Source organism: Exiguobacterium sp. s35 (genome assembly GCF_018617535.1).
GTDB classification, from domain to species: Bacteria; Bacillota; Bacilli; order Exiguobacteriales; family Exiguobacteriaceae; genus Exiguobacterium; species Exiguobacterium aestuarii.
Window position 1 is genome coordinate 641,880 of record NZ_JACSKI010000001.1, and the last position, 18,735, is coordinate 660,614.

Consider the following 18,735-nt stretch of genomic DNA (forward strand, 5'->3'; position numbering starts at 1 on the left):
TAACGACAATATAGAGGAAAGCGCAATCGAAGTAAAGGAGTGAGGAAAATGAATATAAAAAAGATTGAAATTTTCTCAGTTCGTTTCCCGTTAAAAGTTCCGTTTATCGTCAGTTATCATCGTTACGATGATATGCCGTCTGTCATTGTCAAGATGACCACGACTTGTGGACTTGTCGGTTATGGGGAAGCGGTGGCGGACGAGCATGTGACGGGTGAGTCGGCTGAGAGTACGATCAGTGTACTCCGTCATTTGTTAGCACCGCTATTAATCGGAAAAAATCCGTTGCACTTAGAGCGCATTCATGATGAGATGGATCGTGCAATTCGCGGGGTCCCGGCAGCAAAAGCGGCACTCGATATCGCTTGTCATGACTTGATCGGGAAAAAAATAAATCAACCGATCTATGAATGGATTGGTGGTCGGTACCATGAGTCATTCCCGGTCACACACGTCTTAAGTATCGGGGAACCAAGTCATATGGCACAAGAAGCACTCGAACAAATCAATCAAGGCTACACGGCCGTGAAGATGAAAGTCGGGGTCGATGTGCAAACGGACGTGGCACGTGTCAGAGCCGTAAGAGAAGCGGTGGGACCGGATGTTCCGATTCGAGTCGATGTCAATCAAGGCTGGGTCAATGCTGCCAACACTGTTCAGGCAATGCGTATGCTCGAGCCATATGGAATCGATTGGGTAGAACAACCGGTTCGAGCAGATGACTTTGAAGGCATGCTGGAAGTGAAGCAAAAAATTGCGGTTCCGCTCATGATGGATGAAGGTTTGAAAGACATTCACGATATGAGACGCTTGACGATGATGCAGGCGGCACATAAAGCAAACATTAAATTGATGAAGTGTGGCGGCATTTATCCGGCGAAAAAGTTGGTGCACATGGCCGAAATGTCTGGAATTGAATGTCAGATCGGGTCAATGGTCGAATCTTCGATTGCATCAAGTGCAGGTTTCCATGTCGCTTTCTCTAGTCACATCGTAAAAACGGTCGAACTGACAGGACCTCTCCGGTTCGGGAAAGATGTCGGAAACTTATCATATGATTTACCGATTATCTCATTAAATGATCAACCTGGTCTCGGAATTGACGTCGATGAAGACGTGCTACGTGAACTGACGATTGATTCATATGTGATTGGAGAAGAGTCGCATGTGGCAAGGTGACGTGAAAGATCTTTCGCTTCACGTGCACGTTCTGAGCTTGTCAGATTTACCTGAACTATTGTCTCTTCAGGAAACGGTGATTCAGGCATTGGCTGAACCAGAGCACTATCAGTCGTTATCCATTGAAGAGTTCACGAAACTGTTGACGGATCAAACGTTGGTTGGAGCAATACATGAAGGACGTCTCATTGCATTCAGAGCCATGCTCATCCCACCAATTGACGACGAACATTTAGGTCGAGATATCGGTTGGCCTGACGCTTCGCTTGAGCGTGTTCTCTATCAAGAAGTGACGAACGTCCATCCAGATTTCAGGGGATACGGGCTACAGACACACCTAGGGAAACTATTGATGGCACAGTGCGAGACCGACGACCGATTCGATGTCGTCTGCGCGACCGTCGCACCGTTCAATATTCCGAGCATGAAAGATAAGTTCACGCTCGGACTCCGAATCGGGGCATTGAAAGAAAAGTATGGTGGAAAACTCCGTTATATTTTTTATAAGGAGTTACATCGCACATGGCAACCTACTTCAGAAGCGATGGATGTGCCGATGGAAAATCAGATGAAACAAGTTGAGTTGCTACAGACAGGTTGGCGAGGGACTGGTCTCATGAAACATGGAGAACAGTGGGTCGTTCGATACGAAAAATAAAAATATCCTCGTCAGCTTATGTTGACGAGGATTTTGTTTATTCGAGAACGAAGAGTACATCATTCGCGAATTTTTCATACGTACGGTCACTCGGATGAAATTGATCGGTCGCGAGATCACGTGATAAGTCAGAGATATAAGCGAATGGATCGATTACATCAATGTTTTGCGCGTTCGCCAACTGTTTCGCGGATGCGTTCCAGTCGAGGATGAGTTGATTGAATGCTTGCCCGTTCTCATCATTTTGGAACGGATTGTAAAGACCGATATAGACGATGGTCGCCGAGTCGTTGAGCGCACGGATCTCAGAAAAAATCGTTTCGAGATTTGTCTTCGCATCCGTAACGACTTGTTGAATGTCGACAGACTCGAAATTATCAACGTTTTCCCCACGGTTGAACAAATCGTTTCCGCCGATGGTTAGTGTGATATATCGGGCGTTCTCAATCGTGCGACGCACTTCAGGTTGCTCAAGTTGAGCGAGTAAATCTTCAGTTCGTGCCCCAGACACGGCTAAGTTTTGGGTACGGAGCGATTCATCTTCCAAACCTTCACTGACAGGTTGTACATATCCTGCGCCTGATGTCGACCCGACTCCGCGAGTCAACGAATCGCCAAGCGCGACGTAGATATCTCCTTCTGGTTCAGGACGCTCGTCTTCAGAGACGGACAGTGTTCGTTCTGGCGGATTGACGATATCTTGATAACCAATCCAAAGACCGTATAACGCGATTCCCGTCAAGAGAACGGCGCCAGTTAAAAATGCATACCATTTCGACTGTTTCATGGGCTGACCTCGCTTTCTATACAAACATCATATCAAAAATGTATGGATGTGCCCTATGTGAATGTTCGAATAGGACAGATTCGATTTTGTCCGATAGAATAAGGAAAGAGGTGAGACAATGGAACCGACGTTAAAGTTACATCAACTGACAAAAGTGATTGGAAAGAAGACAATCATCGATAATATTTCGCTAGAAGTCAATCCAGGAGAAGTATTCGGTTTTTTAGGACCGAACGGGGCCGGGAAGACGACGACGATTCGGATGATTGTTGGTTTGATTAAACCGACGAAAGGAAATGTTTCCATTTGTGGCTATCGAGTCGACAAGCAATTCGTTCAAGCGATGAATCAAATTGGAGCCATCGTCGAGAATCCAGAACTGTATAAATTCTTATCCGGACGTGAAAATTTAGAAGCGTTCGCGCGCATGTTGCCTGGTGTGGATGACAAAAGGATTCAAGAAGTGATTGACCTCGTCGATTTGACCGCTCGAATCGATGACAAAGTGAAGACGTACTCGCTCGGGATGCGTCAGCGGCTCGGGATTGCTCAGGCGTTATTGAACAATCCACGTGTCCTCATTTTAGATGAGCCGACGAACGGTCTTGATCCGATGGGGATTCGGGATTTACGACTATTTATTCGTCGACTTGTTGAAGAGACTGGACTCAGTGTTCTCGTCTCGAGCCACATCTTAGCGGAAATTGAATTGTTGGCGGATCGTGTCGCCATCATGTCGAGAGGGAAGATTGTCAAAGTGGGTACAGTTCAGGCCTTAATTGAGGAACTTGCTTCGACGGTTGATTTGCATGTCACCAACAGCTTTGAAGTGTTACCAATCGTTCAAGGTTACGAGGGCATTGATCAGGCGGACGTGATCGATGAAAGGACGATTCGAATCTCGATGAACGTCGAGGAGACAGCGAAGTTGAATCGCTACTTAATGGAACGAGATGTCGACGTTTTCGGACTCGAGCGCCGAGTGCAGACGCTAGAAGATCTCTTCATCACATTGACGGGTGGTGATCACATTGCCTAATCCATCCATGCTCGGACTCATTCGGAACGAAGTACTTAAAATTCATCGGAAGCGCAGATTGATGGTCGTTTCCATCATCTTGATTGTTCTCGTCTCGATGTTCACATACGCGAACTATCGTCAAATCGAGAAACAACGTGAAGAACAAGGGACGATCGACTGGCGTGTCGACCTTCAGCAAGAGATTATCGATACACAGAACCGACTCGCTTCTGCGAACGTGCAGGACGAGTTCCGACAAATCCTTGAGTTTCGAGTCCAACAGAACCAATACTATTTAGATAATGACATCAACCCGAGCTATCCGGGTGCCCCTACGTTCATGCGCGTCTTCTTTTCACAAGGTACGACGCTCGTGCTGCCGCTCTTTATTATCGTATTGATGGCAGATATCATTAGTGGGGAACATAATGATGGGACAATCAAGACGCTGCTGTCCCGACCGGTCCGGCGTTATAAAATCTTGCTTGCCAAATGGCTGACGACGCTTTTATACACGTCGATCTTAATATTTGTGACCGCCGTCGTCAGTTATGCCATATCGGGGATTGTTCTCGGTTGGGACGGGTGGACAGCTCCGATCTTGACAGGATTCCAAGCGTCACCGACCGGCACATTCTCGACCGATTTCGTTCATACGTTGCCGATGTGGGAGTACTTGCTCATGTCGATGGGGCTATCGTGGCTTGTCGTGGCTGCTGTCGGTACAATTTCTCTCATGATCTCGGTGCTGGTGAAAAATACGGCAACTGGAATCGGCATCATGATGGCCGTCCTCATTTCCGGACCACTTTTGACATCACTCGGCTCAAATTGGGATAGCTCGAAATACCTGGTGAACGTCAACTTCGGCCTTCATACCTATTTGGAGGGACAAGCCCCTCCGATTGAGGGGATGACGTTACCATTTTCGTTACTCATCATTCTCATCTGGTCAATTGCCGCTCTGGCGTATGCGTTTTATCACTTCACGCAAAAAGATGTGTATTAATTTTTATGGTGCTACCCTCCTGGGTGGCACTTTTTTTAATGGCTAAATGATTATGAATAAGAACTAATTAGTTCTAAATACTCAATATTTAGAATTGTCAAAATAATTAAAAAGTTGGATACATTGTTTGTGGGAAACTGTGTAAAGTAAGAATCATCACAAAGGAGGCAAACACATGAAAAAAGTTGTATCTACATCATTAATCGCAGGTGTCTTACTCGTACCACAATTGGTCGGGGCGGCAGAATTGAAGTCAGGTACGTTGACGAAACCTTCTGAAAGTGCTCCGACGACAATCGTCAAAGAGTACGTGAAATCAAAAGGTGAGTTCAAAACGATCGAATCGAAGTCAGACAAACTCGGTAAAGTCGTCAAATTACAACAGACGGTCGACGGAGTACCAGTATTCGGTGGTGTTGTTGTCGGTGTGGTGGACGAAGATGGACAATTGAAGACAGTCGTAGACGATGCGAAATCGGTGAAGAATCTACATAAGTCAATCAAATTGAGCGAGAAGAAAGCCATCGCAAGCTATAAAGAGCTTGTCGGACATAAAGGCGCTTACGAGCTTGAACCGGAAGCAGAATTGGTCGTTTATCCAACAGGTGAAAAATCTGTATACGCGTATCAAGTGACCGGAACCATTCTAGATGCGGAAGAACCGTCACGTTGGACATACTTCATCGATGCGGGTACTGGAGAAGTTCTCAACAAATTCGATCAATTGGCACACGCTAAACCGACGAACGGTGTGACAGGAACTACATATACAGGAACAGGGATCGATGTTCTTGGATACAGTCAGACGTTCAAAACGACAAAGAGTGGTTCATACTACTATTTACAGGATTCGACACGTGGGAAAGGGATTTATACGTATGATGCAGCAAACCGTACACGCCTTCCAGGTTCGCTATGGGCTGACGTCGATAACGTCTTGAATACGACGTATGACCGTGCAGCAGTTTCGGCACACGTCAACGCGACGAAGACGTATGATTTCTATAAGAACACATATGGACGAAACAGTTACGATAACGCTGGTGCGGCCCTTAACTCGACGGTTCACTATAGCCGTAGCTACAACAACGCATTCTGGGACGGAAGCAAGATGGTATATGGTGACGGAGATGGTCAGACGTTCACATACCTCTCTGGCGCACTTGATGTTGTCGCGCACGAATTGACACACGCGGTCACAGAGTATACGGCAGGATTGATCTATCAAAACGAGTCGGGTGCCATCAACGAAGCGGTGTCTGATATCTTAGGTACAGTTGCGGAATACAGTGTCGGAACTAACTTCGACTGGTTGGTAGGGGAAGACATCTACACTCCAGGAGTGGCAGGAGACGGACTTCGTTCAATGTCGAACCCGGCTGCATATGGAGATCCAGATCACTACTCGAAACGTTACACAGGAACACAAGACAATGGTGGAGTTCACATCAACTCAGGTATCGTGAACAAAGCGGCATACCTCTTAGGTAACGGTGGATCGCATTACGGCGTATCTGTGCAAGGTGTAGGAGTCATGGAGATGGGTGACATCTACTACCGTGCGCTCAATGTATACTTGACGCCAACATCAAACTTCTCAAGCCTCCGTCAAGCTGTCGTTCAATCGGCGAAAGATCTTTACGGTGCGACAAGCCCACAAGCGGTATCGGCTGCGAAATCATTTGATGCTGTCGGAATCTACTAAGAATCAATTTAAGAAATCCTTTCCGAATTGTTTCGGAAAGGATTTTTTGTGTCGATTTGGGGTAAATCAAATTGGAATGCTAAGCGAAAAGGAGAACCAAGATGAATCTAAAAAAATATATGGCCGCAGCGAGCACTCAAGTTCAATTAACGGATTATTCTACCCGTGTTGACGATCGACCTGATGATTCGGAATTGACCGATGAACTGATTCCGAATAGTGTGGAACGGTTGAAAGAACTGCATTGGAGACTATATGCCGAGAGCAAGACCGGTATCGTCGTCGTCTTGCAAGCACTTGATGCAGGGGGAAAAGACGAGGCAATCAGCTATATTTTTTCAAACCTGAATGCACAAGGATTAAAGACGAATGCATTTCAGAAACCGTCTGATACGGAGAAAAAACATGACTACCTATGGCGAATGCACGATTTATTGCCAGAGCGCGGTCAAGTCGGAATCTTGAATCGTTCGCATTATGAAGAAGTGATTGCGCCTCGAGTTCATGACTTATTAGGGGACGAGGTACTTCCGGATGAGGTTGATCAAGATAAAGTGTGGGAGATGCGATATCGCCAAATTAACGATTACGAATTGTATTTAAAAGAGAACGGGTTTGAAGTCATCAAGTTCTTCTTCAACGTTTCGAAGGAAAAACAGCGCGATCGTTTGCTTGAACGATTGAAAGATCCTAAAAAAAATTGGGAATTCTCATTTAGCGATGTGGAAGAGCGTCAATATTGGGATGATTATCAAAAGATATTCGAAGAGATGATCACGCACACATCAACAGACGTTTCTCCATGGTATATCTTACCGGCCGATGATGAGTGGTACAGTCGTTACATCATTTCTTCCGTTATGATCGATGTCCTCGAACGAATTGATCCACAATATCCGACGTTTTCAGAAGAGGAGCTAGAACGCATCGATGAGGCGATACAGATGCTTGAAAATGAATAACGGATGACGTTCTCGTGAACAATCAAAAATCCCCTTGCACTGAAAGCGAATTCAAGCTAAAGTGATACAGTAGAATAGAGGTCAGACATCTGTACAAAAGGGGTAATGAGTGTGGGTAACGTAAGTTTATTATTTGGTGGCGTCGCGCTATTTTTAAATAGTCTCGTCCTTCTCGGGAAGGTTGACATGAAGAGTGCTGGTTTTTTCAGTTTGTTCACTGGAATCTTGCAAACGTTTATCGCAACATGGTTACTGATTGGGGCAAGTCCTGAAGAACAGTTCGGTCTTGCAAGCATCTATCTGTTCGCGTTCACTTATTTATACGTTGGTGTGACGTTTATTTTGAACTTAGACGGACGTGGCGTCGGCTGGTTCTCATTATTCGTTTCCATCGCAGCCGCATTTTATGGGGTAATAGCGATTGCAGCAGCCGATCCAATGGGAGCGTTGACATGGTTTTTCTGGTCACTTTTATGGGGACTCTTCTTTTTCGGGATGGGTCTTGGCAAACCGAACGAAGCCATCACGGCACGTGTCGCTCTCGTATTGTCGTGGTTGACTCTGATCGTTCCTGCGATGATTGGGATGGCCGGACTCATGAACGGATTATACGACATCATCTGGTGGGCAGCGAGTGGGACAGCAATACTCTACTTCATCGTTTCGGTCAAACGAACGAAACAGGCAGTGGAAGTGGCTTAATACTATAAAAAAATCATAGAAGGTCATCTGGTGAAGTTTTATCACATCAGATGACCTTTTTGTATAGCGTGAAATAGTTTGTTATATACTATTTTAAAGAGAAAATGTTACGCAGAAAGAGGGGTATGGATTGGAAGCCTTGCAAGCATTGAAAAGTCGACTTGTAGACAATCGATTAGAAGTACAGAGGGAAGAGGGAGAGATTGAGACTTTATTATTTTTCTTCAATCAGCCTGCGACAGAACTTGAAATCAAACGATTACCAATAAGAACACCTGAGGACATGATGCACTTTTTGAAAATGCATAATGGCGCACGACTATTTGTCCACCCGGCATATGGGGGGAATCCAACTCCTTTCTGTAGATGAAATCATCGAATATCGTGATGTATGGGAGTGTCCTGATCGTTTCATTCCCATAGGTACCGGTATGGATGGGGAATGGATTGTGTGCGAAATTGTCAACGAACATGAAAACCACATTTGGGTCGGTGAATTTTTGACTTACGAAGATGACATGGAGAAACTTCCTATGAATTATACACGTTGGCTCGACTATTTGATTGTCGCTCAAGGTGCTCATTTTTGGGATTGGTTCAGAAGGTAAGGACTGATTAGTTGTTTCTTCTATACATATGTTTTCTTGGTTGGTGCACTCTTCATGAGTGTGCTTTTTTCGCATCTAATTTGTGTCTAAAATGTGAAAAGTGGGAATGAGGAAGCTAAAGGAGGCGAAAGCAGATGAGTGATGGACTTGTGTTATTACTCGGATTACTTTTATGTGGTTGGATGCTGTTTGCCGTCGTATTTGATGATAGAATAAAAAGAAGAATTTGATGACCCGTCTCGTAAGGAGACGGGTTTTTAATTGAGGAGTGAGATGTATGATAAAAACACCTGTCGTCGTCATCGTCGGACCAACCGCGGTTGGGAAAACGAAGACGGGCATCGAACTGGCAAAAGCGTTCGACGGCGAGATCGTCTCGGGTGATTCCGTTCAAGTGTACCGCGGCATGGACATCGGTTCGGCAAAAGTAACAAAAGAGGAAGCCGAAGGAATCCCGCATCATTTAATTGATATTTGCGACCCGGATGATGCAATGAGTGTCGCGGCATTTCAACAGTTGGCGCGTGCTGCCATCGATGATATTTATGCCCGTGGCAAGCTGCCCATTATTGTCGGGGGGACAGGTTTATACATTCGTTCGATTTTATATGATTATGAATTTGTGGAACGACCTGTTGATGAGGAGCTGCGTGCTGAACTTGAACGAATGGCAGAAGTGGAGGGACGTGAAGCGCTTCATCAAAGATTGGCAAAACTCGATCCAGAACGTGCAGCGACAATTCATCCAAATAACGTCCGTCGCGTTGTCCGAGCGCTCGAAGTAGCGATGCAAGGAGATACGCAGACAACAGACAGTGCTCCTTCAGAACATTATGATTACCGACTGTTCGTCCTACACGCAGACCGTGAACTTTTATATGACCGCATCAATCAACGAGTCGACGCGATGATGGAAGCTGGGCTTGTCGAAGAAGTAGAACGTTTGATTGCTGAAGGATATCGAGATACGCAAGCGATGCGGGCCATTGGATATAAAGAAATCATTCCATATGTAGAGGGCGACATCTCGAAAGATCGGGCGACAGACTTACTGAAACAACATACAAGACAGTTCGCAAAGAGACAGTTGACGTGGTTCCGGCATCAATTTGATGGAATTTGGGTCGATATGGGGCGAAAATCATTTGAACTATCATATAAAAATATTTATGATGATGTAGAGGGGTTTTTTCGAAAATTCCGATTATTTTAAAGAGATAAAGACTAGGGGGAATCCAGCATGAAAGCAAGTTACAACATTCAAGATCATTTTTTGAATCAACTCCGAAAAGAAATGGTACCAACGACCGTCTTTTTAGTGAGCGGGTTTCAAATTCGAGGTGTCATCAAATCGTTTGATAACTTTACCGTCATCGTCGAATCGGAAGGTCGTCAACAATTGATTTATAAGCATGCGATTTCGACATTTTCACCGGCACGTAACGTGACGTTGTATGAACCAGACGCAGTCGAAGTAACAGAAGGATAAGCATAAGAAAAGGAGCGGCACGGGGACCGCTCCTTTTCTTATGCTGTTTTTGTCGTTCCAGGTTGTTTGATTGCCTCTAAAACGCGCTGGATGGCACACCCACCGAGGAGTGAATCCATTTGTCCACAAATTTGTGTCGGCGTCGAACGGTGTAACAGCGTATATGTTCGCTTCCATGCGCGCTCTGACGATTGAATCCGGACAAGTAAGTCAGCATGGCTCAATTCTTTTAATTTATCAATGTTAAGACGATTCGTACGGGCGAAAGAGGATAAGATGACTGCCTTCGCAAGTGGAGTCTGAAGCGGATAACCGGACAGTTCGAGTGCGGCCATTGCCCCTTTCATCTCGTGCTCGACGATTTTGTCGAGTGACTCATCTTTTGCATATGGATTACCGGAAAGATGAGTGAGGGACTGTTCTAAGTCCTTGATCTCTACCGGACAACTAGATGCTTGTAAAATATGTTCGATGGATTGTTGCTCTTTTGCATAACGTGTCGCTTCCCCTGAGGCGATGAAACGTTCATACGTGTCGATTAATGAAATCATTATCGTTTCCCCCTTTGTAGAACTACCTTTATCGTACCAATAATCGTAAGCGCTTTCAATATAATGAATGTGAAATCGGGACCCTACTAGAAAGTATGTTCGCCTAATGAACGGAAACACGATACAATGTCAGAAGATGCGAGGAGGGAATGTTCATGAACTATTATCAACAAATTGATCCGGTCATCGGTTCATCAACGAACCATGAAAGATTTCAAATACCGAAAGTCGAAAAATCGAAAGAGCGATTAGATCAGCTAGCAGATGGAGCTCCCGTCCAGACGAAAGCACTCGTCAGTACGGTCGAAGTCAGAGAAGGAAAAAATGGAGCGAAGTGGCTTCAATTAACTGTCACGACGGCGAACGGAATGATGCGTGCGAAGCATTGGCTCCGTGGAAATGAAAGTGAGCTACTCCCGATCTATGAATCAGGCGTCATCGAATTGTCTGGGAAAATCGATGTCTATCCAAAACCGGACGGTGCAAAATCAATCACGATTGATCGAGTTCATCCGATTTCAAAAGATGAAGCGATTTCTTTACTTCCGGGATTACCGGGTGATGAGACGATGGAACAGTTTGCAGATGAATTGTTCAGCATAATCGATACGTTGTCACCGACCTATCAACAGATCGCCTATGGCCTCCTTGATTTCGTTTGGGATGATTTCGTACTATCACCAGCTGCACTTTACCATCATCATAATTACGCTGGAGGATTGCTGAAGCATACCGTTTGCATGTTACGTCTCGGATATCGGATTCAGGAACAGGACGACTATTTGGCGATGGTATTCCGTGTGATTAAAGAAGCCGAGCAGTTGCATAAAGTTGACCTTTGGAATACGATGAACGGTGTTAAAATCGAACAAGCTTATAAAGGGACGTTCGAATCATTGTATGCGGCCTGTGAAGCAATAGCAGAACGAAAAGAACCGTTAAATTGGGATGAGCTTGCACTAGGGATCCTCTTCCATGACATCGGAAAAATATATGAATACAGCCACCTCTTGTCGAGTCCGAACCGTTTTGAGAAATTATCGCCTGTCGAAGGGACAAGTGAGACGACTGGCATCTCCATCAACCCGATCGGAACATTGATTGGGCATATGCCGTATGGTGGCCTGTTATTCGAGGAAACGCTGCGCCGTACATCCGTTCGCTTGCCGATTGATGTGCATCATCGGGTTTGGCATATGATCTTATCGCATCACGGGAAACGTGAATGGGGCTCGAGTGTTTTACCGATGACGACAGAAGCGTGGATGCTTCATTTGATCGACTTACTAGACGCGCGCTATGAGAAATGGGCTCGCGCACACGAAGATTTGTAAGAAAAGGGTGGTATTATGATTCCCGTACAATTAGTGACCGGATTTTTAGGAGCAGGAAAGACGACGTATATGAATCGTCTACTCGCTGCGACGGATGAAAAGATTTGTTTGATTGTCAACGAACTTGGGGCGGTCAATATTGATGAACAGTTGATTGTAAAAATGGATCAAGAACAAATCGAACTTTCGAATGGATGCATTTGTTGTTCGATTCAAAATGATTTGAGTAAGACGTTTTATCAACTTATTGCAAAACAGGAAACCTTCGATCGCATCATCATCGAAACGACTGGTGTTGCCGATCCGGCACCGATCATCCAGACAATCTATTATGATGAGTACTTACGTCAACATTTTAAGATGAATGCCATCTTGACTGTCGTCGATGCCAGCCAAATGGACCGTGAACTGTTCAAGGAAGGCATCCATCAAATTGCTTATGCAGATTTAATTTTATTGAACAAGACGGATTTGGTCTCGGTAGAACAATTGCATGATGCCGGTGAACGGATTACTCAAATCAATCCGACCGTCCGTATCGTGGAAACGATTCAAACGGAAGGCGACTACGAACTACTTGAAAATACATTCCAACTTTCACGAGTCGATGAAGAACAATTGAGTCGACTGACAGAAGCGACTGCATCCGTCTCATCACTTCGAGCCATCACCTTGAATGCAGATCGTCCGCTCTCGCGTGAGCGTGTGACAAGGTACGTGCGTGAGGTACTGATGCATTATGAGGATTCGATTTATCGGATGAAAGCCATCGTCCGACTAAAAGACGAGAATCGAAAATTCGTCATTCAAGCAACGAATCAGCTCATGGGCGCGACGTTTGCGAATGAGTTACATGAAGGAGACCGTTCGGTGTTCGTCTGGATTGGGAAGGAATTAGATGCCGAAGCGTTGGCACGAGGATTAAAAGCATGCGAGGTGGAGCAGGATGAAACTTATTCTAGTTGACGGATTTAACTTATTATCACGCTATTATTTTGCGACCGAGCGTCGACGGGCACTCGACCCGGACGTGACGGTGAAAGGATTACTTCGAAAAGTTGATGCTTGGACGACAGACTTTTCACATATCGCCTTCTTTTGGGACGGGACAAGAGAGTCTACTCATCGTTACGCGTTATATCCTGAATATAAAGCGACGCGCAACGGACTGCCGGAACCGCTCTTTGAAGATTATGTCAAATTAAGAGCAGCATTAGACGAACGAGGAATTTTACAGTCAGAGTTGACCGGGTATGAGGCAGACGACTTGATGGGAGCCGTTGCGACGGCGTTTCCTGGAGAAGCGTATCTCTATTCCTCTGACCGTGACTTGTTGCAATTGTTGTCACCGAACGTGTTCCAAATCATGCCGAAAAAAGGTGAGGAGCAACTCGTCAATGAAAGTTTGTTTGAATCGATGTATGGCGTGAAACCGTATCAGTTTGTCGACGTGAAAGCGTTGCAAGGTGATTCTTCGGATAATATCCCTGGCGTCCGCGGCATCGGTCCGAAGACGGCGACAATCCTGATTCAACATTACGATACAGTTGAAACACTGTACTTGCATGTGCAGAATGAAACGCTAGAGGCACCACATCAGAAATTTGCAAAAAAATTGGACGGACATGAAGAGATTGCACTCTTATCTAAACGTCTGTCACAGATTGATATCCATGCTCCGATTAATACGGACTGGGAGGCGTATCGATTTGGTTCACATTTATTTTGACGCAGCAACAAACCAGACATCTGGTGAGAACGGGATTGGTGTTTGGATCAAGTCATCAGACGGTACGGTCTCGACGTATAAGCACCAAATGCAAGGTCTATCGACTGTCCATGCGGAGTTAGCGGCTTGTGCCTATGCGCTTGAACAGGCGCATAAGATACAAGGGGAGACGTCATTTATGCTCTACTCTGATGCTGAAGTGATTGTTCGTGCATTGGAGCAACGTTTCATGAAAGATGCATCGGCGAAACCGCTCTTTCTGAAGGCATTGATTGCGTATGATGATTTACCAAACGTCTTTTTGAAATGGATTCCGCGCGCGGAAAATCGTGCGGATGTGATTGCGCGTGAGGCGTTGAATGGAACAAAGTAAGCGACTAAGATCATTCTTGGTCGCTTTTTGGATTGAGTCATTTCTTTTTAGATGGTTTTTCGCTAAAATGAAAGCGTAGTCAACTATAGAGGGGGAATTTAGCATGGATTATCGTATCGAACGGGATACAATGGGGGAAATTAAAGTTCCAGCTACAGCGAAATGGGGAGCTCAAACACAGCGTAGTCTTGAAAACTTTAAGATTGGTGCAGAGAAGATGCCGCTTGAGATTGTATATGCCTTTGCCATTTTGAAAAAAGGTGCTGCTCTTGCCAATGCTGAGCTCGGGGTACTCGAAGAAGAGAAAGCTGAAATCATCGCGGAAGTAGCGGATGAGATTCTAGCAGGAAAGCATGACGCCGAATTTCCACTCGTCGTCTGGCAAACGGGATCTGGTACTCAATCAAACATGAACGTAAACGAGGTGATTGCGCATATCGCTAATGAAAAATTGAATGCACGCAATCAATCGATCACGATTCATCCAAATGATGACGTCAACAAATCGCAGAGTTCAAATGATACGTATCCGACAGCGATGCACATTGCTGCCATCCTTTCGGTACAAGATGACGTATTGCCGGCAATCGATTCTCTTTACCAAACACTTTCGCAAAAAGCAGAAGCATATATGGACATCGTTAAGATTGGACGGACACACCTTCAAGATGCGACACCCGTTACGCTCGGACAGGAGATCAGTGGTTGGGTACGTATGCTTGAACTCTCAAAACAAATGATCGAACGGACGATTGAACCACTGACTGAGCTTGCTCTCGGTGGAACAGCTGTCGGAACGGGAATCAACGCCCATCCAGATTTCGGGGATGTCGTGGCGAAGAAGATTTCTGAAGAAACAGGTAAGCCATTCGTGACGGCCGTGAATAAGTTCCACGCTCTCACAAGTCACGATCAACTCGTCTTTACACATGGTGCTTTAAAAGCGTTAGCGATGGATGCAATGAAGATTGCGAACGACGTGCGTTGGTTGGCATCGGGTCCACGTGCGGGAATCGGTGAAATCACGATTCCTGAAAATGAGCCAGGAAGTTCGATCATGCCAGGTAAAGTCAATCCGACACAAAGTGAGGCACTCACAATGGTTGCCGCACAAGTACTCGGTAATGATGCGACGATTGGTTTCGGGGCGAGCCAAGGAAACTTTGAGTTGAACGTCTTTAAACCGGTCATCATGTATAACTTCTTGCAAACATGTCGTCTATTGACTGACAGCTTGCATTCATTCAACGACCATTGTGCGATCGGCATCGAGCCGAATCAAGACGTGATTTCTCGTAACGTTGAGCAGTCGCTCATGCTCGTCACTGCGCTCAACCCGCATATTGGATATGAGAATGCAGCGAAAATTGCCAAATTGGCACACAAAAATGGTACTTCTCTAAAAGAAGCGGCGTTGGAAACCGGTTTATTGACAGAAGAACAATTCGATCAATGGATTCGCCCGGAAGAGATGACGTCACCGAATTTAAAAGTGAAAAAATAACAGAAGGCGGTCGTAAGACCGCTTTTTGTATGTCTTTTTTAGGGCATAAGACCTATGTATATGTAAAACAATAGAAAATAAATAAGGAAATAGTTGTATTTTAACTTAATAAGTCGCATAATCGAAACATAAGAGAATTCGGGGAGTACGAACATAGGGGGGACGGATATGGAGCAAGGTCAACTCACTGAGCGTATACATATGATTTTGAAAAAAATATCAGAGTCTAGGCAAATTCCTAAAACAGATATCGAGTTTCTACTTGATTGGATGAAGAAGGAAGTACGACAACGACGTTTGATGCATCTTCTAGAAATCTTTAGTCGTGTCGAGTCTGATGCGAAGGAGTTGCCTAACGTCCTCACACAAGCAGAGGCGATGACTTTAATCTCTCCTGTGAAACGTTACATTCACACGGTTCTAGGAATCGAACAAGAAGAAGAGGACCTCGTTCTCATTTTATCTGCAAGCTTTTCGACATTCAGTCGCTATAAGTCGCGTGTAGAGAAGCTCGGGGCACGTCCCGTCTTCTTGCAAACACTCGAAGAAGCAGTCGAGTATGACTATGAGGACGTTCCGAAGGCGATCATCATGGACGTCGAACTATGGCCACAGTTTAAAGAGCGAGATATCCAATCGTTTGTGAGCAAGATGAGAAAATTATATGTTCCGCTCATCGTCATCGGAACGAATGAGCATTATCGACTCGCTGCCTATTCCTATGGATTCGATGATTATTGGGAATCGTGGGTACCGATGGAGGAGCGATTAGTCCGACTTGGGCTACATATCGAAAAGTCTCGTTTAGTTTCAAAAGCATTGCTTGTTGATGAACTGACCGGAGCGTTCAACCGTAAATATTTAAAGGCAACGTTCTCTCGCTTCATCTCGAGATTAGAACGTTCAGGCGAGAGCTTTGCCGTCGCTCTCCTCGATATCGACCACTTCAAACAATTGAACGACACGTTCGGTCATTCTTACGGAGATGACGTTCTTCATCGTGTATCCGAAGAAATTCGACACGCGATTCGTTCGAGTGATGAACTCATCCGTTATGGAGGAGAAGAATTTTTAATCCTCTTGAACGTATCAGACCGAGCAATCGTCGAATCAGTGTTAGAGCGTGTCCGTGCACGGATTGAAGAGATGGAATTCCCATACGATCATCACGTCACGGTATCAATCGGATACACTCGAGTTTGTCAGACCGGTTATACGCTTGGTGAGTGGTGTGCATATGCAGATGAGGCGTTATATAAAGCAAAACGTGATGGCCGAAATCGTGTCGTCCGCTATTCATCAGCTGTTCGCGAGGAAAAGCGGATTGCTTATGTGACCATGTCCGAGAATACATTCACATCGCTCGCGAACCGATTACCAAAAGAACATCGACGGTATGAAGTCGTGTACCGTCCTTATGAAGCATATTCTTGTAACGACAACATCGAGATGTTCGTCTTAGACGATACCCGTGCCCATGAAGCGAGAGGAACACTTTCTGCCGTAAAAGAACAGCGTGGTAAGTATAGTCACATCCTCGCGGTGTCGAAGCGAACTGCCTCCGAGCTTGAAGCGATTTATGATGACTATTCAGACGATGATCAAGATGAGGTCATTACGCAGAAAATTGAGCAGTGGTTAGAAAAACTACCTGACTAAAAAAGCAGGCATCGACTATTCATCGATGTCTGCTTTGTCGTATTGTATGAACGAAAAGGCATAGGCATGCTTGTCGTCTTGTGGGTGATTCGATTGATGCGTGATCGTCCATGAACCGATTCGTTCAGGATAAAACGTATCAGCCTCGAACGTCGATTCGACTTCAGTGGCATAGATTCGGCTCGTCACCGACATCGTTTGGTCATACAACGTGGCGCCGCCGATGACAAACCACTCCTCGTGTTGACTTTCTTCGACGAGACGTTCTAAATCATGCCATACTTCGATTTGATCTGCTTCAAACGAAGTATCAGACGTCACGACGATATTCCGTCGGTTCGGCAATGCCTTTCCGATTGATTCGAACGTTTTTCTTCCCATCACGACCGTTCCGCCAGAGGTGACGGTCTTGAAGTGCTTCAAATCATCCGGCAATCGCCATAACAAATCATTGTCTTTACCAATCTCCCGATTGAGTCCATATGCGACGACATGCGAAATCATACGCTCACTTCCCCTTTGATATGTGGATGCGGGTCATATCCGAGAATTTCAAAATCCTCAAAACGGAATGATTCGATGGAAGGAACGTCTCGAACAATTTTGAGTTGTGGTAATGGACGCGGGTCACGCGACAGTTGAAGCTCCACTTGTTCGAGGTGATTGTGATAGATATGAGCATCTCCGAGTGTATGCACGAAATCACCAACTTCGAGTCCCGTTACATGAGCGACCATATGCGTCAACAGCGCATATGATGCAATATTGAACGGAACGCCTAAAAACGTGTCGGCACTCCGTTGGTATAACTGACAAGAGAGTTTCCCGTCAGCGACGTAAAATTGGAAGAGTAAATGACACGGCGGTAGGGCCATCTCATCGAGTTGTCCAGGATTCCATGCCGAGACAATCAACCGTCTCGAGTCAGGGTTTGTCTTGATTTGTTCAATCACTTGCGCCAACTGATCGACGGACGTACCATCCGGGCGCGGGAAAGAACGCCACTGTGAACCATATACTGGCCCAAGGTTCCCGTCTTCATCTGCCCATTCGTTCCAAATGCGGACACCGTTCTCTTGTAGATAACGAATGTTGGTTTCTCCCGAGATAAACCAAAGAAGTTCGTGAATGATCGAACGAGTATGTAACTTTTTCGTCGTGATGAGGGGGAACCCCTCTTGTAAATTAAATCGCATTTGATAGCCGAAAACGCTTGTCGTTCCTGTGCCGGTACGGTCTTCTTTCACTACCCCGTTTTCGAGGATATGTCGACATAAATCGTGATATTGCTTCATAAGGTGATGAACCTCCTTCTCAATCTCCAATGACTAAAGGTATCATAACATAACACAAGATATAGTATCTAGGAGCGGATTAAATCCATATCCTGAAAAAACAATCGAGATTCTTCGTTTTCGCCACACTCGGTTTCGGGTATAATGGGGAATGAATAGAAGGAGGGGTT

The 18,735-nt window shown here is 45.4% G+C and carries 20 protein-coding genes; 16 read left to right on the forward strand and 4 right to left on the reverse strand.

Going from position 1 to position 18,735, the window contains the following annotated elements; translation table 11 throughout:
* Positions 1 to 48: 48 nt before the first annotated feature.
* Positions 49 to 1,179 carry a mandelate racemase/muconate lactonizing enzyme family protein gene (locus tag KNO75_RS03320; RefSeq protein WP_214819760.1) on the forward strand — a complete coding sequence of 377 codons (1,131 nt, stop codon included), beginning with the start codon at positions 49 to 51 and terminating at the stop codon, positions 1,177 to 1,179.
* The gene (locus KNO75_RS03325) at positions 1,166 to 1,837 is read left to right on the forward strand and encodes a hypothetical protein (RefSeq protein ID WP_214795337.1); all 672 of its coding nucleotides are present in this window, start codon (positions 1,166 to 1,168) and stop codon (positions 1,835 to 1,837) included. Before KNO75_RS03320 ends, KNO75_RS03325 begins: the two co-directional genes overlap by 14 nt.
* 37 nt (positions 1,838 to 1,874) lie before the next feature.
* Here the strand turns inward: KNO75_RS03325 and KNO75_RS03330 are convergent, their stop codons facing one another.
* A complete protein-coding gene (locus KNO75_RS03330) occupies positions 1,875 to 2,624 on the reverse strand; it encodes a GDSL-type esterase/lipase family protein (RefSeq protein ID WP_214795335.1) in 750 nt (249 codons plus the stop codon).
* 118 nt (positions 2,625 to 2,742) lie between these two features.
* Between KNO75_RS03330 and KNO75_RS03335 the strand changes: the two genes are divergently transcribed.
* The 8 genes from KNO75_RS03335 (at position 2,743) to hfq (ending at position 10,120) form a co-directional block, all read left to right on the forward strand.
* Positions 2,743 to 3,663, forward strand: a complete 921-nt coding sequence (locus tag KNO75_RS03335) for an ABC transporter ATP-binding protein (RefSeq protein ID WP_214795333.1) — start codon at positions 2,743 to 2,745, stop codon at positions 3,661 to 3,663.
* Entirely contained in the window at positions 3,656 to 4,654 is a 999-nt protein-coding gene (locus tag KNO75_RS03340) for an ABC transporter permease (RefSeq protein ID WP_251126029.1), read from the forward strand. The genes KNO75_RS03335 and KNO75_RS03340 overlap by 8 nt, the downstream gene beginning before the upstream one ends.
* Positions 4,655 to 4,829: 175 nt before the next feature.
* Positions 4,830 to 6,359, forward strand: coding sequence for a M4 family metallopeptidase (locus KNO75_RS03345; RefSeq protein WP_214819762.1), 1,530 nt, complete (start codon positions 4,830 to 4,832; stop codon positions 6,357 to 6,359).
* Positions 6,360 to 6,460: 101 nt separating this feature from the next.
* Complete coding sequence (locus KNO75_RS03350; RefSeq protein ID WP_214819764.1) at positions 6,461 to 7,321, forward strand: PPK2 family polyphosphate kinase; 861 nt, start codon at positions 6,461 to 6,463, stop codon at positions 7,319 to 7,321.
* A 111-nt stretch (positions 7,322 to 7,432) separates the two neighbouring features.
* On the forward strand, positions 7,433 to 8,023 hold the full coding sequence (locus KNO75_RS03355; protein WP_214819766.1) for an AmiS/UreI family transporter: 591 nt from the start codon (positions 7,433 to 7,435) through the stop codon (positions 8,021 to 8,023).
* A gap of 130 nt (positions 8,024 to 8,153) precedes the next feature.
* Positions 8,154 to 8,393, forward strand: coding sequence for a hypothetical protein (locus KNO75_RS15010; RefSeq protein WP_251126031.1), 240 nt, complete (start codon positions 8,154 to 8,156; stop codon positions 8,391 to 8,393).
* Positions 8,394 to 8,911: 518 nt separating this feature from the next.
* A complete protein-coding gene (gene miaA / locus KNO75_RS03365; protein ID WP_483298006.1) occupies positions 8,912 to 9,844 on the forward strand; it encodes a tRNA (adenosine(37)-N6)-dimethylallyltransferase MiaA in 933 nt (310 codons plus the stop codon).
* Between the two features lie 27 nt (positions 9,845 to 9,871).
* The gene (gene hfq / locus KNO75_RS03370) at positions 9,872 to 10,120 is read left to right on the forward strand and encodes an RNA chaperone Hfq (protein WP_012726185.1); all 249 of its coding nucleotides are present in this window, start codon (positions 9,872 to 9,874) and stop codon (positions 10,118 to 10,120) included.
* Between the two features lie 38 nt (positions 10,121 to 10,158).
* On the opposite strand, the gene KNO75_RS03375 is transcribed toward hfq, so the two are convergent.
* Positions 10,159 to 10,671, reverse strand: a complete 513-nt coding sequence (locus tag KNO75_RS03375) for a hypothetical protein (RefSeq protein WP_214788390.1) — start codon at positions 10,669 to 10,671, stop codon at positions 10,159 to 10,161.
* Between the two features lie 155 nt (positions 10,672 to 10,826).
* Between KNO75_RS03375 and KNO75_RS03380 the strand changes: the two genes are divergently transcribed.
* From KNO75_RS03380 to KNO75_RS03405, 6 genes are all read left to right on the forward strand, one after another.
* The gene (locus tag KNO75_RS03380; protein WP_214819769.1) at positions 10,827 to 12,005 is read left to right on the forward strand and encodes an HD domain-containing protein; all 1,179 of its coding nucleotides are present in this window, start codon (positions 10,827 to 10,829) and stop codon (positions 12,003 to 12,005) included.
* Between the two features lie 15 nt (positions 12,006 to 12,020).
* Positions 12,021 to 12,971 (forward strand): CobW family GTP-binding protein, encoded by a 951-nt coding sequence (locus KNO75_RS03385; RefSeq protein ID WP_214819771.1) that lies wholly within the window; start codon positions 12,021 to 12,023, stop codon positions 12,969 to 12,971.
* A complete protein-coding gene (locus tag KNO75_RS03390; RefSeq protein ID WP_214819773.1) occupies positions 12,952 to 13,734 on the forward strand; it encodes a 5'-3' exonuclease in 783 nt (260 codons plus the stop codon). Before KNO75_RS03385 ends, KNO75_RS03390 begins: the two co-directional genes overlap by 20 nt.
* Positions 13,715 to 14,107: a reverse transcriptase-like protein gene (locus tag KNO75_RS03395; protein ID WP_214819775.1), complete on the forward strand. Its 393-nt coding sequence runs from the start codon at positions 13,715 to 13,717 to the stop codon at positions 14,105 to 14,107. The genes KNO75_RS03390 and KNO75_RS03395 overlap by 20 nt, the downstream gene beginning before the upstream one ends.
* A 103-nt stretch (positions 14,108 to 14,210) precedes the next feature.
* Positions 14,211 to 15,611 (forward strand): class II fumarate hydratase, encoded by a 1,401-nt coding sequence (gene fumC, locus KNO75_RS03400; RefSeq protein ID WP_214819777.1) that lies wholly within the window; start codon positions 14,211 to 14,213, stop codon positions 15,609 to 15,611.
* A 168-nt stretch (positions 15,612 to 15,779) separates the two neighbouring features.
* Positions 15,780 to 17,270: a GGDEF domain-containing protein gene (locus KNO75_RS03405; protein ID WP_214817469.1), complete on the forward strand. Its 1,491-nt coding sequence runs from the start codon at positions 15,780 to 15,782 to the stop codon at positions 17,268 to 17,270.
* 15 nt (positions 17,271 to 17,285) lie between these two features.
* On the opposite strand, the gene KNO75_RS03410 is transcribed toward KNO75_RS03405, so the two are convergent.
* Complete coding sequence (locus KNO75_RS03410; protein WP_214819779.1) at positions 17,286 to 17,774, reverse strand: dihydrofolate reductase; 489 nt, start codon at positions 17,772 to 17,774, stop codon at positions 17,286 to 17,288.
* Positions 17,771 to 18,565 carry a thymidylate synthase gene (locus KNO75_RS03415; RefSeq protein WP_214795310.1) on the reverse strand — a complete coding sequence of 265 codons (795 nt, stop codon included), beginning with the start codon at positions 18,563 to 18,565 and terminating at the stop codon, positions 17,771 to 17,773. Before KNO75_RS03415 ends, KNO75_RS03410 begins: the two co-directional genes overlap by 4 nt.
* Positions 18,566 to 18,735: the final 170 nt, after the last annotated feature.

Excerpts from the sequence above, each read along its gene's own strand:
- KNO75_RS03415 (WP_214795310.1), bottom strand. The coding sequence starts at position 18,565 with ATGAAGCAATATCACGATTTATGTCGACATATCCTCGAAAACGGGGTA.
- KNO75_RS03410 (WP_214819779.1), bottom strand. The coding sequence starts at position 17,774 with ATGATTTCGCATGTCGTCGCATATGGACTCAATCGGGAGATTGGTAAA.
- KNO75_RS03330 (WP_214795335.1), bottom strand. The coding sequence starts at position 2,624 with ATGAAACAGTCGAAATGGTATGCATTTTTAACTGGCGCCGTTCTCTTG.
- KNO75_RS03375 (WP_214788390.1), bottom strand. The coding sequence starts at position 10,671 with ATGATTTCATTAATCGACACGTATGAACGTTTCATCGCCTCAGGGGAA.
- KNO75_RS03350 (WP_214819764.1), top strand. The coding sequence starts at position 6,461 with ATGAATCTAAAAAAATATATGGCCGCAGCGAGCACTCAAGTTCAATTA.
- KNO75_RS03405 (WP_214817469.1), top strand. The coding sequence starts at position 15,780 with ATGGAGCAAGGTCAACTCACTGAGCGTATACATATGATTTTGAAAAAA.
- fumC (WP_214819777.1), top strand. The coding sequence starts at position 14,211 with ATGGATTATCGTATCGAACGGGATACAATGGGGGAAATTAAAGTTCCA.
- KNO75_RS03385 (WP_214819771.1), top strand. The coding sequence starts at position 12,021 with ATGATTCCCGTACAATTAGTGACCGGATTTTTAGGAGCAGGAAAGACG.
- KNO75_RS03390 (WP_214819773.1), top strand. The coding sequence starts at position 12,952 with ATGAAACTTATTCTAGTTGACGGATTTAACTTATTATCACGCTATTAT.
- hfq (WP_012726185.1), top strand. The coding sequence starts at position 9,872 with ATGAAAGCAAGTTACAACATTCAAGATCATTTTTTGAATCAACTCCGA.
- KNO75_RS03320 (WP_214819760.1), top strand. The coding sequence starts at position 49 with ATGAATATAAAAAAGATTGAAATTTTCTCAGTTCGTTTCCCGTTAAAA.
- KNO75_RS03325 (WP_214795337.1), top strand. The coding sequence starts at position 1,166 with ATGTGGCAAGGTGACGTGAAAGATCTTTCGCTTCACGTGCACGTTCTG.
- KNO75_RS03335 (WP_214795333.1), top strand. The coding sequence starts at position 2,743 with ATGGAACCGACGTTAAAGTTACATCAACTGACAAAAGTGATTGGAAAG.
- KNO75_RS03380 (WP_214819769.1), top strand. The coding sequence starts at position 10,827 with ATGAACTATTATCAACAAATTGATCCGGTCATCGGTTCATCAACGAAC.
- KNO75_RS03345 (WP_214819762.1), top strand. The coding sequence starts at position 4,830 with ATGAAAAAAGTTGTATCTACATCATTAATCGCAGGTGTCTTACTCGTA.